The 14,592-nt window shown below is 51.0% G+C and carries 10 protein-coding genes and 5 pseudogenes; 8 read left to right on the top strand and 7 right to left on the bottom strand.

The window, feature by feature from the left end; translation table 11 throughout:
• Positions 1–27 precede the first annotated feature (27 nt).
• A complete protein-coding gene (gene bioA, locus SBG_RS03585; protein WP_000205498.1) occupies positions 28–1,317 on the top strand; it encodes an adenosylmethionine--8-amino-7-oxononanoate transaminase in 1,290 nt (429 codons plus the stop codon).
• A gap of 57 nt (positions 1,318–1,374) precedes the next feature.
• Positions 1,375–1,851: a kinase inhibitor gene (locus SBG_RS03580; protein WP_000767414.1), complete on the top strand. Its 477-nt coding sequence runs from the start codon at positions 1,375–1,377 to the stop codon at positions 1,849–1,851.
• Positions 1,852–1,935: 84 nt separating this feature from the next.
• Here the strand turns inward: SBG_RS03580 and hutH are convergent, their stop codons facing one another.
• The 5 genes from hutH to hutI all read right to left on the bottom strand — a co-directional run bounded on the left by hutH (position 1,936) and on the right by hutI (position 8,270).
• Positions 1,936–3,456, bottom strand: coding sequence for a histidine ammonia-lyase (hutH, locus tag SBG_RS03575; RefSeq protein WP_001095249.1), 1,521 nt, complete (start codon positions 3,454–3,456; stop codon positions 1,936–1,938).
• A gap of 1 nt (position 3,457) precedes the next feature.
• The gene (gene hutU / locus SBG_RS03570; RefSeq protein WP_001115190.1) at positions 3,458–5,143 is read right to left on the bottom strand and encodes a urocanate hydratase; all 1,686 of its coding nucleotides are present in this window, start codon (positions 5,141–5,143) and stop codon (positions 3,458–3,460) included.
• A gap of 196 nt (positions 5,144–5,339) precedes the next feature.
• Positions 5,340–6,065 (bottom strand): histidine utilization repressor, encoded by a 726-nt coding sequence (locus SBG_RS03565; protein ID WP_000283554.1) that lies wholly within the window; start codon positions 6,063–6,065, stop codon positions 5,340–5,342.
• 43 nt (positions 6,066–6,108) lie between these two features.
• Positions 6,109–7,050: a formimidoylglutamase gene (hutG, locus tag SBG_RS03560; protein WP_000195679.1), complete on the bottom strand. Its 942-nt coding sequence runs from the start codon at positions 7,048–7,050 to the stop codon at positions 6,109–6,111.
• Positions 7,047–8,270: an imidazolonepropionase gene (gene hutI, locus SBG_RS03555; RefSeq protein WP_001249468.1), complete on the bottom strand. Its 1,224-nt coding sequence runs from the start codon at positions 8,268–8,270 to the stop codon at positions 7,047–7,049. Before hutI ends, hutG begins: the two co-directional genes overlap by 4 nt.
• A 280-nt stretch (positions 8,271–8,550) precedes the next feature.
• Here hutI and SBG_RS23325 point away from each other — a divergent pair.
• Positions 8,551–8,658: pseudogene (locus tag SBG_RS23325) on the top strand (BRO-N domain-containing protein); the annotation flags it as partial.
• Between the two features lie 117 nt (positions 8,659–8,775).
• Positions 8,776–9,058: pseudogene (locus SBG_RS23020) on the top strand (hypothetical protein).
• An 81-nt stretch (positions 9,059–9,139) separates the two neighbouring features.
• Here SBG_RS23020 and SBG_RS21370 read toward each other — a convergent pair.
• Positions 9,140–9,369, bottom strand: a pseudogene (locus tag SBG_RS21370) (helix-turn-helix domain-containing protein); the annotation flags it as partial.
• Between the two features lie 522 nt (positions 9,370–9,891).
• Here SBG_RS21370 and SBG_RS03540 point away from each other — a divergent pair.
• Positions 9,892–11,490, top strand: a complete 1,599-nt coding sequence (locus SBG_RS03540) for a hypothetical protein (protein ID WP_001274311.1) — start codon at positions 9,892–9,894, stop codon at positions 11,488–11,490.
• Positions 11,491–11,577: 87 nt separating this feature from the next.
• Here the strand turns inward: SBG_RS03540 and SBG_RS23445 are convergent, their stop codons facing one another.
• Positions 11,578–11,934: a T3SS effector NleG family protein gene (locus SBG_RS23445; RefSeq protein WP_000392462.1), complete on the bottom strand. Its 357-nt coding sequence runs from the start codon at positions 11,932–11,934 to the stop codon at positions 11,578–11,580.
• Between the two features lie 33 nt (positions 11,935–11,967).
• Between SBG_RS23445 and SBG_RS03530 the strand changes: the two are divergent.
• The 3 genes and pseudogenes from SBG_RS03530 to SBG_RS03520 all read left to right on the top strand — a co-directional run.
• Positions 11,968–12,411, top strand: a pseudogene (locus SBG_RS03530) (integrase core domain-containing protein); the annotation flags it as partial.
• Positions 12,357–13,130 (top strand): annotated as a pseudogene (locus SBG_RS03525) (tyrosine-type recombinase/integrase); the annotation flags it as partial. The pseudogenes SBG_RS03530 and SBG_RS03525, both read left to right, overlap by 55 nt.
• A gap of 136 nt (positions 13,131–13,266) precedes the next feature.
• On the top strand, positions 13,267–14,550 hold the full coding sequence (locus SBG_RS03520) for a putative acyl-CoA thioester hydrolase (protein ID WP_001094759.1): 1,284 nt from the start codon (positions 13,267–13,269) through the stop codon (positions 14,548–14,550).
• The last annotated feature ends 42 nt before the right edge of the window (positions 14,551–14,592 follow it).

Raw genomic sequence — 14,592 nt, 5'->3', positions numbered from 1 at the left:
GTTTTTAATTTGGTTTACAAGTCGATTATGACAACGGACGATCTTGCCTTCGATAAGCGCCATATTTGGCACCCTTACACTTCCATGACCTCGCCGCTGCCGGTGTATCCTGTCGAGCGAGCGGAAGGGTGCGAACTGTTCCTCTCATCAGGTGAGCGCCTGATTGAAGGAATGTCTTCCTGGTGGGCGGCCATTCATGGCTATAACCACCCACAGCTCAACGCGGCGATGAAATTACAAATTGACGCCATGTCGCATGTGATGTTCGGCGGGATAACACACACGCCCGCGATAAATCTGTGTCGCAAACTGGTTGCAATGTCGCCTGAGCCGCTGGAGTGCGTCTTTCTGGCCGACTCCGGCTCGGTGTCAGTGGAAGTGGCTATGAAAATGGCGCTGCAATACTGGCGGGCGCGTGACGAATCACGTCAGCGTTTTCTGACCTTTCGCAATGGTTATCATGGCGACACCTTCGGCGCGATGTCGGTGTGCGATCCGGATAACTCCATGCATAACCTGTGGAAAGGCTACCTGCCGGAAAATCTGTTCGCGCCGGCACCGCAAAGCCGAATGGACGGCGAGTGGGATGAGCGGGACATTGTGCCGTTTGCCCGCCTGATGGCCGCACATCGCCATGAGATCGCTGCCGTCATTCTCGAGCCTATCGTCCAGGGGGCGGGCGGGATGCGCATGTATCATCCTGAGTGGCTCAGGCGCATCCGCAACATGTGCGATCGGGAAGGCATTCTGCTGATTGCCGATGAAATTGCCACTGGATTTGGTCGTACCGGCAAACTGTTCGCCTGTGAACATGCCGGGATTGCGCCGGATATTTTATGTCTCGGCAAAGCGTTAACTGGCGGCACAATGACCCTCTCGGCAACACTCACCACGCGGCAGGTGGCAGAAACCATCAGCCGCGGCGAGGCGGGGTGTTTTATGCATGGCCCAACGTTTATGGGTAATCCGCTGGCCTGCGCCGTCGCCTGCGCCAGCCTGACGTTGCTGGAAAGCGGCGAATGGCGCCAGCAGGTCGCGTCCATCGAATCTCAGTTACGCGCTGAATTAGCCCCGGCGCAAAACTCGCCCTGGGTAGCGGACGTACGCGTGTTGGGCGCCATTGGCGTGGTTGAAACCACCCACCCGGTCAATATGGCGGCGCTCCAGCGCTTCTTTGTCGGGCAAGGCGTCTGGATCAGACCCTTCGGCAAACTGGTCTACCTGATGCCGCCCTACATTATTCGTCCGGATCAATTGCGGCGTTTGACGCAGGCGGTCAATGACGCGGTACAGAATGAAACATTTTTTAGCCATTAATCAGCGGTAAGCGACGCCGCTTCTGGCTACACTTCTGGTGAGTCAAAAGGAGAGCGCATGAAACTTATCAGCAACGATCTGCGCGATGGAGATAAACTCCCCCATCGCCACGTTTTTAACGGTATGGGTTACGATGGCGATAATATTTCGCCACATCTGGCCTGGGACGAAGTACCGGCGGGCACCAAAAGTTTTGTTGTGACCTGTTACGACCCTGATGCGCCAACCGGTTCCGGCTGGTGGCACTGGGTGGTGGTTAACCTGCCGGCAGATACCCGCGTACTGACCCAGGGTTTCGGCTCAGGCCTGGTGGCCATACCGGACGGTGTTATTCAGACGCGTACCGATTTTGGTAAAGCGGGTTACGGCGGCGCTGCGCCGCCTAAAGGGGAAACGCATCGCTATATCTTTACGGTTCACGCGCTGGACGTTGAGCGTCTTAATGTGGATGAAGACGCCAGTGGCGCGATGGTAGGCTTTAACGTGCATTTCCATTCGCTCGCCAGCGCCTCGATAACAGCGATGTTCCGTTAAGCGCTGTGCCGGGTGGCGACGTAAACGTCTTACACTGCCAACGGGTTGGGTAAGCCGAATAAGCGCCGCGCCATCCGGCGGCATTCACATAAAGTCCGGCACCAGATGCTGTAACGCGCCTTGCGCCAGCAGCGCCGTCGCACACTCAATATCGGGCGCGAAAAAACGATCCTGCGTATAGTGCGCCACCTGCTCGCGCAGTGCCTGCCGCGCCTGTTCCAGTAGCGGGCTGGAGGTTAACCCTTCCCGCAAATCGATTCCCTGGCAGGCAGCCAGCCACTCCACGGCAATGACGCCGCGGGTATTCGCCGCCATTTCCCAGAGCCGCCGTCCTGCCGCCGGGGCCATTGAGACATGATCTTCCTGGTTAGCCGACGTCGGCAAACTATCCACGCTGTGCGGGTGCGCCAGCGCTTTATTCTCACTGGCGAGCGCCGCGGCAGTCACCTGGGCAATCATAAAACCAGAATTGACGCCGCCATTTTTCACCAGAAACGGCGGCAACTGCGACATATGCTTATCCATCATCAACGCGATGCGCCGTTCCGACAGAGCGCCGATTTCCGCTATCGCCAGCGCCAGATTATCTGCCGCCATCGCGACCGGTTCGGCATGGAAGTTGCCGCCGGAAATCACCTCCCCTTCACTGGCAAAGACCAGTGGATTATCGGATACAGCATTAGCTTCAACCAACAGCACCTCTTTCGCCTGGCGTAACTGGGTCAGACAGGCGCCCATCACCTGCGGCTGGCAGCGAAGGGAATACGGATCCTGAACCTTATTACAATGGTGATGTGATTCAGCAATGGCGCTGGTTTCGCTCAACAGATGCCGGAACAGTCGCGCGGCATCAATTTGCCCCTGCTGTCCGCGTGCAGCATGAATACGCGCATCGAAAGGACGGCGTGATCCCAGTACCGCCTCGGTGGTCAGTGCGCCGCAGACGACGGCTGAGGCAAACAACTCCTGCGCCTCAAACAATCCGCGCAGCGCGAAGGCCGTTGACGCCTGGGTACCATTAAGCAGCGCCAGCCCCTCTTTTGCCGCCAGCGCGACAGGCTCCAGCCCAGCCTTTTTTAGCGCCGTCTGCGCCGGAAGCCATTCGCCCTGCCAACGCGCTTTCCCTTCCCCAAGCAGCGTCAACGCCATATGCGCCAGCGGTGCTAAATCGCCCGACGCGCCAACCGACCCTTTTGCCGGAATCAGCGGATACACGCCGGCATTCACCAGCGCGATAAGCGCTTCTATCACGCTCAACCGAATCCCGGAAAATCCACGCGCCAGGCTGTTAATTTTCAATACCATGATGAGGCGCACCATCGCATCATTCAGCGGTTCGCCTACGCCCGCCGCATGGGATAGCACCAGAGAGCGTTGTAGATTTTGCAGGTCTTCATCGGCGATGCGCGTCTGCGCCAGCAGGCCAAAACCGGTGTTGATACCATAAGCGGTACGACCTTCGGCAACGATATCATTAACGCACGCGACGCTGGCGTTAATACCAGCAGTAGCGCTGGCGTCCAGCCGAAGCTGTACCGGATGACGCCAGACGTTGTACAGTTGAGAGAGGCTTAACTGCCCCGGAGTAAGTGTCATGGTGTTCATATCAGCCTTTCCCCTGCGTCGCCGCAACCATCGGTAAATTCAGACCTTGCTCAACAGCGCATTCCACCGCGAGATCATATCCGGCATCGGCATGGCGCATGACGCCCGTCGCCGGATCGTTGTGTAACACGCGGCGAATACGCGCGGCGGCCTCGTCAGAGCCATCACAGACAATCACCATCCCGGCGTGTTGCGAAAAACCCATCCCCACCCCGCCACCGTGATGGAGCGATACCCATGTCGCCCCGCTGGCGGTATTGAGCAACGCATTTAACAGCGGCCAGTCGGAAACCGCGTCGGAACCGTCGCGCATCGCTTCGGTTTCACGGTTAGGGCTGGCGACAGAACCAGAATCCAGGTGATCGCGGCCAATCACAATGGGCGCGGATACCTCGCCACAGCGCACCATTTCGTTAAATGCCAGCCCCAGTTTTTGCCGCCACTCCAGGCCTACCCAGCAAATACGCGCCGGTAGCCCCTGAAAATGAATGCGCTCGCGCGCCATATCCAGCCAGTGATGCAGATGTTTATCCTCAGCCACTATCTCTTTGACCCTGGCATCGGTTTTATAAATATCCTGTGGGTCGCCGGACAGCGCCACCCAGCGAAACGGCCCGATCCCTCGACAAAAAAGCGGGCGAATATAGGCTGGCACAAATCCCGGAAAATCAAAGGCGTTCTCCACCCCCATCTCTTTCGCCATCTGCCGAATATTGTTGCCATAGTCAAAGGTCGGCACGCCCATTTTACTGAACGCCAGCATCGCCCGAACGTGCGCCGCCATGGAACGTTTCGCTGCCTGCATCGTCCCCTGGGGATCGGATTGCGCGTTTTTCTGATACTCCTCCCAGCGCCAGCCGGAGGGCAAATAACCGTGTAGCGGATCGTGGGCGCTGGTCTGATCGGTCACCAGGTCCGGGCGCACGCCGCGATTAACCAGTTCCGGCAGGATATCCGCCGCGTTCGCGCACAGGGCGACGGATACGGCCTTCCCCTCACGGGTATAGCGCGTAATGCGGGCCAGCGCATCATCCAGCGTGGCGGCCTGCTCATCCACATAGCGAGTACGCAGACGAAAATCGATGCGGCTTTGCTGGCATTCAATCGTCAGCGAACATGCCCCGGCCAGCGTCGCGGCTAGCGGTTGCGCGCCGCCCATGCCGCCCAGCCCAGCGGTCAGCACCCAGCGTCCCGACAGCGTGCCGTTATAGTGCTGACGCCCCGCCTCGACAAAGGTTTCGTATGTTCCCTGCACGATTCCCTGACTGCCGATATAGATCCAGCTTCCGGCCGTCATTTGACCGTACATCGCCAGCCCTTTCGCATCCAGTTCGTTAAAGTGTTCCCATGTCGCCCAGTGGGGAACCAGGTTGGCGTTGGCGATTAATACCCGCGGCGCGTTGTCGTGCGTTTTAAATACGCCGACCGGTTTGCCAGACTGAATAAGCAACGTTTCGTCCGCCTCCAGCCGGGTGAGCGCATCAACAATAGCGTCATAACACTCCCAGTTGCGCGCCGCGCGGCCAATCCCGCCGTAGACCACCAGCTCATGCGGATTTTCCGCCACGTCAGGATCGAGATTATTCATTAACATCCGCAGCGGGGCTTCTGTCAGCCAGCTTTTCGCCGTTAATACCGTGCCTCTGGGCGCGCGGATAGTCTGCTGACGATACTTGCTTTCAGGCATAGCAATGACTCCTCATTATTATCGGTCTGCCATCACCGAATAACGCTAAAGCGTCGCTATCAGGTACCGCCACAGACTCAAGGATAAGAACCAGACATATACTTGTCTATACAAGCAAGCACAAGAAAAGAATTAACAAAAATGATACAATTTTGTTACATTGCGTCAGCAATCACGTTTTCCGGCAGCCGACTGTTCAGGAGATAAACCGTCCCTGCAGACGGTAGCGCGCTCCGGGAAACAGCAAGCGGGCATAAGAGACAATTCGCGATGCGGACCAGGTCGTACGGCGAATGAGCAGACAGGGATCGTGCTCTTTAATCATTAGCCATGCACACTCTTGCGCCGTGGCGCGCACCGCCTCCACAATATGTTCCCCTTCCGTTAACGGCGCGATCCGCGACAAATAAGCGTGCGGCGTGGTCTGACGGTAATCCTGCGTCAGATAATCCGCGACAAGTTCCGCGTTCACGCAGCGATCTTCAATTTGTACCGGCAGATCGTTTTCATAATGCACCATGATGGAATGGAAAATGACATCGCTCTCATTGACGTTGAGAGCGCTGGCCTGGATGACGTTTGCCCGCACACGCTCCAGCGTCAGCACCTCACAACGATGCTGATGGTGTCGGGCGGCAATCTCTTCAGCGATACTGCGAATTTCAAACAGCGCTGACTGGCCTTTCGGTTCGGCGACAAAGGTTCCCACACCTTGTAAACGCACCAGCCACCCTTCATCCGTCAGCTCACGCAGCGCCCGGTTGATAGTCATGCGGCTAAAGCCATACTGCGCGACCAGTTCTGCTTCTGACGGAATGCGATCGTGCGGCTGCCAGACGCCGCTGGCAATTTTTTTACAGATCTCCTGTTTCACCGTTTCGTAAAAAGGCGCAGGCGCAGAACGGATTCGGGAGGGATACATGCGTGAAGCTTCCTTATGCAGGGGTTATTTGCCGATGATCAGATTAACGCCACCAGTGCGCAATTTGCCAGCCAATCCGCGCCGCCACGCGTGCTGCGGCACCCTCTTCATCAAAACGCGGATTAAATTCGACCAGATCCGCCGCCTGTAATTTTCCGCTACGGCAAACCGGCTCAATTAAACGTAATACATGGACCAGCGGCACGCCCGGAGCGGCGGGGGCGGAAACCGCCGGCATTTCCCAGACAGGCAATACGTCGAGATCGACAGTCAGATAAATTTTATCCACCTTGTCGATAAACTGCGTCATCTGCGCCAGCGCGTTATGGCAGTCCAGATCCTCCACCACAGTGACATTCCGCCACTGCGCTTCCCGCCATAGCGCCCGCGTATTCGCCGCACGGCTCACGCCGAAACAGGCATAATGAAACGCGCGGCTCTGCGCGTCGCACAACTGCGCCAGTTGACGAAACGGCGTACCGGATGTTGCCCGGTCGGTCTGGCGCAGATCCAGATGCGCATCAAGATTAATGATCCCTACGCTTTCCTGCGCAAACGCGTCCAGCACGCCCGCGCCGTGTCCAAACGCGGTTTCATGTCCGCCGCCCAATACCAGAGTGCGCATTCCAGCCCGCAGACAGCGGCTTACCGCATCGCGCAAGGCCTGCTGCGCGCCTTCCAGATCGGGCGATAGCGCAACCCAATTGCCTAAATCCACCAGCCGTTCATGTCCCTGGTGGCTGGCCATATTCGCCAGCGCTTTACGCAACGCGTCCGGGGCGCCTGCCGCGCCGGGACGCCCTGCATTGCGTTTTACCCCCTCGTCGCAGGCAAATCCCATTAACGCGATCTTTTGCTGCCAGTTTTCGGGGGAAAAGGTCTCGCTGCGCGTGACGGTCTGAAACAGACGCCGCGCATCCGGCGCTTCTATACTGTCATCGCGCCCCTGCCAAAGCGCCGGAGAAGCCGGATACCATTGCGTCATGAGATTTGTCCTCTGTATACCCGCTGATATAAAGGGTTACGCCCCGGCTCATATACAACCTCTACCGGCTGTTCAGCATCCCACACCACAAAATCCGCCCGGTAGCCGGCCCTGATCTGCCCATGCGTCGCCTGTCTTCCCAGCGCGCGTGCGGCATGGCGCGTAACACCCGCCCATACCTCTTCCGGCGTCAGACCAAACTGCACGCAGGCCATATTCATGGCCAGATGCAAACTGCAAAACGGGCTGGTGCCAGGATTGAAATCGCTGGCAACGGCGACAGGCACTTGATAACGACGCAGCAGTTCTACTGGCGGACGCTGCGTCTCGCGCAGAAAGTAAAACGCGCCGGGCAATAGCACACCGACGGTGCCGCCGTCACGCATCGCCGCGACGCCCGCTTCATCAAGATAGTCGATATGATCCGCCGATAAGCCGTGATAGCGGCTCACTAACTGCGCCCCGCCCGACAGCGAAAGCTGTTCGACATGCCCTTTAACGGGAATGCCTGACGCCTGCGCCGTCTGCAACACCCGCTCACTCTGCGCCACGTTAAAGCCGACGCTCTCGCAAAAGAGGTCTACCGCCTCAAATAACCCCTTTTTCCAGAGCTGTGGAATTATCGTCTCACATACCATGGCGATGTAACCGTCCGGGTCGCCACGATATTCCGCTGGTGTGGCATGAGCGGCAAGCAGCGTGGGGCTAATGTCAATGGCATTTTCGGCAGCAAGTTTTGCGGCGACGCGTAGCATCTTTTCTTCCGTCGCCAGTTCCAGACCATAACCGGATTTAATCTCCAGCAGCGTGACACCTTCGTTGATCAGGCGCATCATCCGTTCACGCGCCAGCAGGTAGAGCGTTTCCTCCGGACAGGCGCGGGTTGCGGACACCGTGGCATTGATGCCGCCCCCCTGCGCACTAATATGCTGGTATGAAACGCCATTCAGCCGCTGCTCCCACTCGTCGGCGCGGTTGCCGGCAAAAATCAGATGTGTATGGCAATCAATAAGTCCCGGCGTCACCAACCGTCCCTGCATATCATGGATATTGTCTCCACTGACGGGAAGTTGCGCCTGCGGGACGATATCCACGATGCCCCCTTCGCGCACAATCAGCGCATGGTTATCCACCAGCCCATAGGGCGTTTGCCGCTGCGGGTCCATCGTCGCCAGCCGGATGTTTCGCCAGATAATATCGCCCGGTAAAAGTTGCCGCATTACTGTCGCTCTCTTGCCTGTCAGGGGTTGTATAGACATTTATTTTCTTTCTGCCGCAGATTGTCAACTTAAAGCACGAAAGTTGTTATTTAATTGTGACAAAACCACCTGATACTCAACGCGTTTCCAGCCTGAAAGGGAACTTTTTACCTTTTCGCCTTCCCGTTTCGCTCAACTTAGTATAAAAAGCAGAATACATAACGTTAATATTGAATATAATCAATGATATACACGATATATAGATCATGATGGGGTACGCAAAGCGTACATCATCGATTCTATGGGGCGCGAACAGGAAGCAGCATTCGTCAACGAACCCAACCTCTACAGCGTCATTTTCCGCAGCAACAAACCAGAAACAAAACAATTTCAGGATTGGGTGTTTTCTGAAGTGCTTCCTACCATCCGTAAAACCGGACGCTACGAGAAAAAACCAGCAGCCGAACCTCTTTCCCCAAAAGACATGAGCAACCTCAAGCGCCTTGTCTGGATGATGACCAACGGTATGAAGTTTGATAACGCGTGGAATCAGGGCGTATGGTATGCTCTCCGTTCAGCAACTGGACGCCCTTCTCCCCAACCTTTCAGCATTGAAGATTTGCCAGCGCTGGGTGAAGAGTGTATGCGAATTATGAAAATCACTTCTGCCGTTCACTCTGCTGTTTATGACTTCGAAAAAGACGTTATCAGAAAGGTGGTTCGCAAGCGCGGAGCTATTGAACCTTTACTCAACGAAATGCGGCTTAAGTTGCTTGAATTGCAGCAGAAAGAAAACGACGGCTTGCTGATGCTGGACAAATTAAGGGAGCATGGACGCTCCCGTCACATCATTGGGCAATCATCAAACTCCCCTGATCGCGCATCAATTACTACACCAGATTAACTTCCTGATTTATTAGCGGTAATTTTCTGTACAGCATTGACATCCCCACGTCATAAATAATCGCTACCTGCTGTCGCGGTAATCCTGCCCCCATCAGGCGTCCGGCCTGCGCCCCTTGTTCCGATGTTAGTTTCGGTCGACGGCCACCAATCCCCCCCTCGCCTTTGTCACTTCCAACCCAGCGCGGGTTCTTTCCACAATCAGTTCACGTTCCATTATTACTCGCGCTATCGAACTCTCGCCAGTCGGCCGCTGCACATTTGCATAAGACGTGGCTGTGACAACTCATCACATCTGGCATTCATAGCCCTTCTTTACTGCCCGCCGTTGATGATACAGATACTCATCCCAGACATTACGCATACTTCCAACTATGTCCACTCTTCTGATAAGGTTCGCTTTGCCCATCTACTACCGCTTCGACTATCTTCATGCGCTACAAACAAGCCAACATGAGTACGACTGTACGATAACCTTTTATCAATTTTTCTGTTTTTATAAAGAACAGCACCGCTCTATAAGTTAATAACCATTAATATTATTTTGGTTTTAAATATTTGTATAGAATAGTATGAGCGTATAACTATTTAAAATTATTCTTTTTGGACCAATAAATAACGAAAATAGAGTTATCACTTGAGCTCTTTATACAATTTCATGTATAAATTACACCACATAGTGATTAATCAATTGAGTCAAATTATTTTATTCATTTAAATAATATAATCAGGTAACATAATGTCAGCAATTCAAGTAACCAAAACCATTCACTATGATTCGTCACAAAATAACGAATATTTTAGCAGAATAAAATCTCCACAAGTCCCCCCTTATTTCTTTAAGGATAACAGTGATGATTTCCTATCCGGAATAGAAAGCAATCATTCGTTTGGTCAGCGTATTTATTACCAATTAATTAGAAAAGGATACAATCTGCATATCCGTAGTTTTCATTCGTTTTCTGAAAAACAAAGAGATTTAAGAGAAAGCTTTGAATCTCATTTAAAAAATAAATATGGATTAAATGCTTTTACTTATGTTATGAATAGGCTAAATCTTACTGATAACATCATATCAAAAAGAAAAATCACTGCCGGATTTAAACTTGCACAACAATATACAAACAACAGAATTTTGACTGAATTCTCTCCAGCTATAAATAACTGCAAAATAATGCAAGAAAAAATAGAATCGATATCCCATATATCAAAACAATACAATCTTAATGATATTTTGGATATGACTATAAAAATAAATAATATTGTTGCTGAAAAAATATCCAATCAGGATTCAAGTAACATATTGATATTAATAGGTTATGCCAATATGTGTTATTTAAAATTATTAAATCAGTTATCTGATCGAATGGCCAGTGACATTAATCTCGATAAGCATTCTGATATAAATTTACCTAACGATCTTTTAGTTAAACTACAAAATAAAATAACAGAGAACTTTCATAAGCAAGAAATCATGTTTAATTCAGATATTTTCATTAACAAATTACAGAAATTAAAAACGCATTTAAATGAAAACAAAGTCAAAAAAAACCTCAAAGAAGAAGTAATTTCTGAATTAGTGCTATCTATAGCATCGGAAATCAGTAAACATGTACATAATGGAAATATAGATTTACATTATCACCTGGATTTATTTCATTCATTATTGCATATTGGTCTGGACAGTGATCAAAAACCAATAATAAAACCCAACCCTTACGCACTAAATAAATCCATTGACAACATATTGAATAATGTAAACAATGTTATTTTAGAGGGTAAACTTAACCAAAGACTGAAAAAAAACATTCTCGACAACATTAATAAAAGCCAATTTTTTACCCTTTCAAATAAATCCAATTCTGAAATAATGTTAAAGGAGGAATATATAAATAAACTTAAAGAAGAAGAAAAAGATAATGATGTATTCAAAAAAGAAACCTTAGCAAAATTAAGTGAACTTGTTTTCTTATCCGAATTTAACACATACACATGTAATATATTAACACTTCTTGATGAACTCATTAGCAATAAAATATCAAAAATTGAAAGAAATCTCGACCCTTTAATTAAAAAAAGCATAATTGAACAAACAAAAAACATATACAGTGCAGATGATGACGCAAAAAAAATAATCCTGGTTACGAAATTAAAAGAGAAAATAATTAACTCAAATGACGTTATAAGAACCAATCAAGATATCATTAGCTTTATATCCAGGAAAATATTCAAAAACCAAGGAAGAATACTCACACTGGAAAAAATGCAGCTTTTTTTACGCACCAAACAATCAGAATCTCTTTTGCAAAGAGCGTATAAAAATATCGAAGCCAAATAGTATTTATTACGATGCAATATGATTTTCAACATCGACAATTGCTACTATGATTAGTATATATAATATTATGTAACCACATTATCACCACTATTGTGATGCAGAATGAATAAACGCGCCCTTCTCCGGGTCAAAATGACACTGCTCTTTTGGAACTATATGCGCCGCTGTTATGGCTTCCCTGCTAATCGGATGAGGCAGGCGCCGGGACACGAGCTCTTTCAGTGCAGTTGAGTCATATAAGCAACGGACATCTGACTGTAATGATGTCCGGGCAAAGACGCCCCTCTCAGGGATATTTAGCGTTATCGGACAGGTCAGGTGTACACCGGGGATTTGAAAGCCCGTCGGTTCTGTGGCAAAGAGACACGCGTCAATTTTCCCCAGAACCCCCTGCACACCGGCTGATACTCTTGAAGGAAACAGGCGATCAAGCTGCTCTTCCATAACCTCTGTAGCAGTCCTGCCATTATTTAACTGTCGTTCAATGTCGTTGATGACTTTAACCGTGAGGCGTTGTCGATTGAAATAGATCTGAATCTGCCAGCCCCACGAGTGGTCCGGGTGCTTGACAGGATCGCGGCAGACCGTGGCTATCCGGCCATGCTTCGCATGGATAACGGCCCAGAATTTATCTCTCTGGCACTGGCTGAATGGGCAGAGAAACATGCCGTAAAACTGGAGTTTATCCAGCCGGGTAAGCCGACACAGAATGCTTTCATTGAGCGTTTTAACCGGACATACCGTACAGAAATACTCGATTTTTATCTGTTCAGAACGCTGAATGAAGTACGGGAAATCACGGAAAAATGGTTATCAGAATATAACTGTGAACGCCCGCATGAATCGCTGAACAATATGACACCGGAGGAATACCGACAGCACCATTATTTGGCCGGAAACTCAAAAAATGTATGGAACTAAAACGGGTCTATTTACATATTGCCACCATACTCAATGATTATATTTCAGAAGGAAAGTCTGCCACATCAAAATTAATCAGATCGACGTTGAGTGACATTTTCAGAGAAGCTATAGCTGAAGGCTACATACACTCAAATCCAGTCACGGCCACAAGGGCAGCTAAATCTGAAGTTAAACGGGTCAGGTTAACCACCGATGAATTCATGAAAATATATGATGCTGCCGGGAAGCTTCCGCCATGGGTGAAACTGTCTATGGAGATAGCATTACTTACTGGGCGGCGGGTAAGTGATATCTGTGCAATGAAATGGGATGACATTTCAGAGGGATTTCTACACGTACAGCAACAAAAAACAGGAGCAAAACTAGCGATACCGGTAACGATTAAGTTGGATGCAGCTAACCTTTCGCTTTCAGATACGCTGAAGAGGTGTAAATCACTTTCGCAAGGGGAAACAATAATTTCCTCTACACGAAGCGAAGCGCTTTCATCAGGGACGGTATCAAGGTATTTTATGCGCGCACGCAAGGAATCTGGACTTTCTTTCAACGGAGAACCGCCAACATTTCATGAGATACGCAGCCTGTCTGCAAGGCTCTATGAGAAACAATATGGCGAAAGGTTTGCGCAGCACCTTCTCGGACATAAGTCTGATAGCATGGCTGCGCAATACCGGAACGATCGCGGGAGAGAGTGGGAGAGAATAGAAATCAGCTAGTGATTTCATTTTGACCAACAGTGACCTTTTGCTGCATAACACTTTGAATATAAAGCCATTTTTATGCGTTCAACTTAGTATAAAAAAGCAGGCTTCAATGGATGTCATTTAACTTTTTCAAAGCCCGGAGCAACCTGTGAATACATTATCGGTTTCCCGTCTGGCGCTGGCACTGGCTTTTGGCGTGACGCTGAGCGCCTGTAGCTCTACGCCGCCCGATCAAATTCCTTCCGATCAAATCGCGCCTGGCACCGCCTCGCGCCCGATTTTGTCGGCCAGTGAAGCGAAAAACTTCGTGGCGACGCGTTATTTCGCCTCCCTGACGCCGAATACCGCGCCGTGGTCGCCGTCGCCGATTTCCCTGCCCGCGCAGCCTGACTTTGTGGTTGGCCCGGCAGGCACACCTGGCGTTACGCACACGTCGATTCAGGCCGCTGTCGATGCGGCGATGGTTAAACGTACAAACAAACGTCAGTACATCGCTATTATGCCGGGCGACTATCAAGGGACCGTTTATGTTCCCGCCGCGCCAGGCAGCCTGACTCTGTACGGCACCGGTGAAAAACCGATCGATGTGAAAATCGGCATGTCGATTGATGGTGAAATGAGTGTTGCCGACTGGCGTCACGCGGTGAATCCTGGCGGAAAATACATGCCGGGTAAACCGGCGTGGTATATGTTTGATAATTGTCAAAGCAAACGCGCTGCGACTATCGGGGTGATGTGTTCCGCCGCTTTCTGGTCGCAAAATAATGGTCTTCAGTTACAGAATTTGACCATCGAAAACACCCTGGGCGACAGCGTTGATGCCGGTAATCATCCTGCGGTAGCGCTGCGTACCGATGGCGATAAAGTCCAGATTGACAAGGTGAATATCCTTGGCCGCCAGAACACCTTCTTTGTAACTAATAGCGGCGTACAGAACCGTCTACAAACCGATCGTCAGCCGCGGACGCTGGTCACAAACAGCTATATTGAAGGGGATGTGGATATGGTTTCCGGTCGTGGCGCCGTGGTGTTCGATAACACCACCTTCCAGGTCGTCAACTCCCGCACCCAGAAGGAAGCTTACGTTTTCGCCCCGGCGACGCTGTCCAATATTTACTATGGTTTCCTCGCGATCAACAGTCGCTTTAACGCATCCGGCGATGGCGTTGCGCAGCTTGGCCGCTCGCTGGATGTCGACGCCAACACGAATGGTCAGGTGGTGATCCGCGACAGCGTGATTAACGAGGGCTTTAATGTCGCTACTCCCTGGGCCGACGCGGTTATCTCAAAACGTCAGTTTGCCGGGAATACAGGAACCGTGGATGACAAAGGCGAGGTACAGCGTAACCTTAACGACACGAACTACAACCGCATGTGGGAATACAACAACCGCGGCGTAGGCAGTAAAGTGGTGGCGGAACCTAAGCAGTAAAGGCAGACTCAGATCCAACAGCTATCTGCTCCAATAAATAAA

The sequence above is a fragment of the Salmonella bongori NCTC 12419 genome (assembly GCF_000252995.1).
GTDB lineage: Bacteria > Pseudomonadota > Gammaproteobacteria > Enterobacterales > Enterobacteriaceae > Salmonella > Salmonella bongori.
Note: the sequence above shows the minus strand (reverse complement) of the source record. Positions and strands in the feature narration are given on the sequence as shown.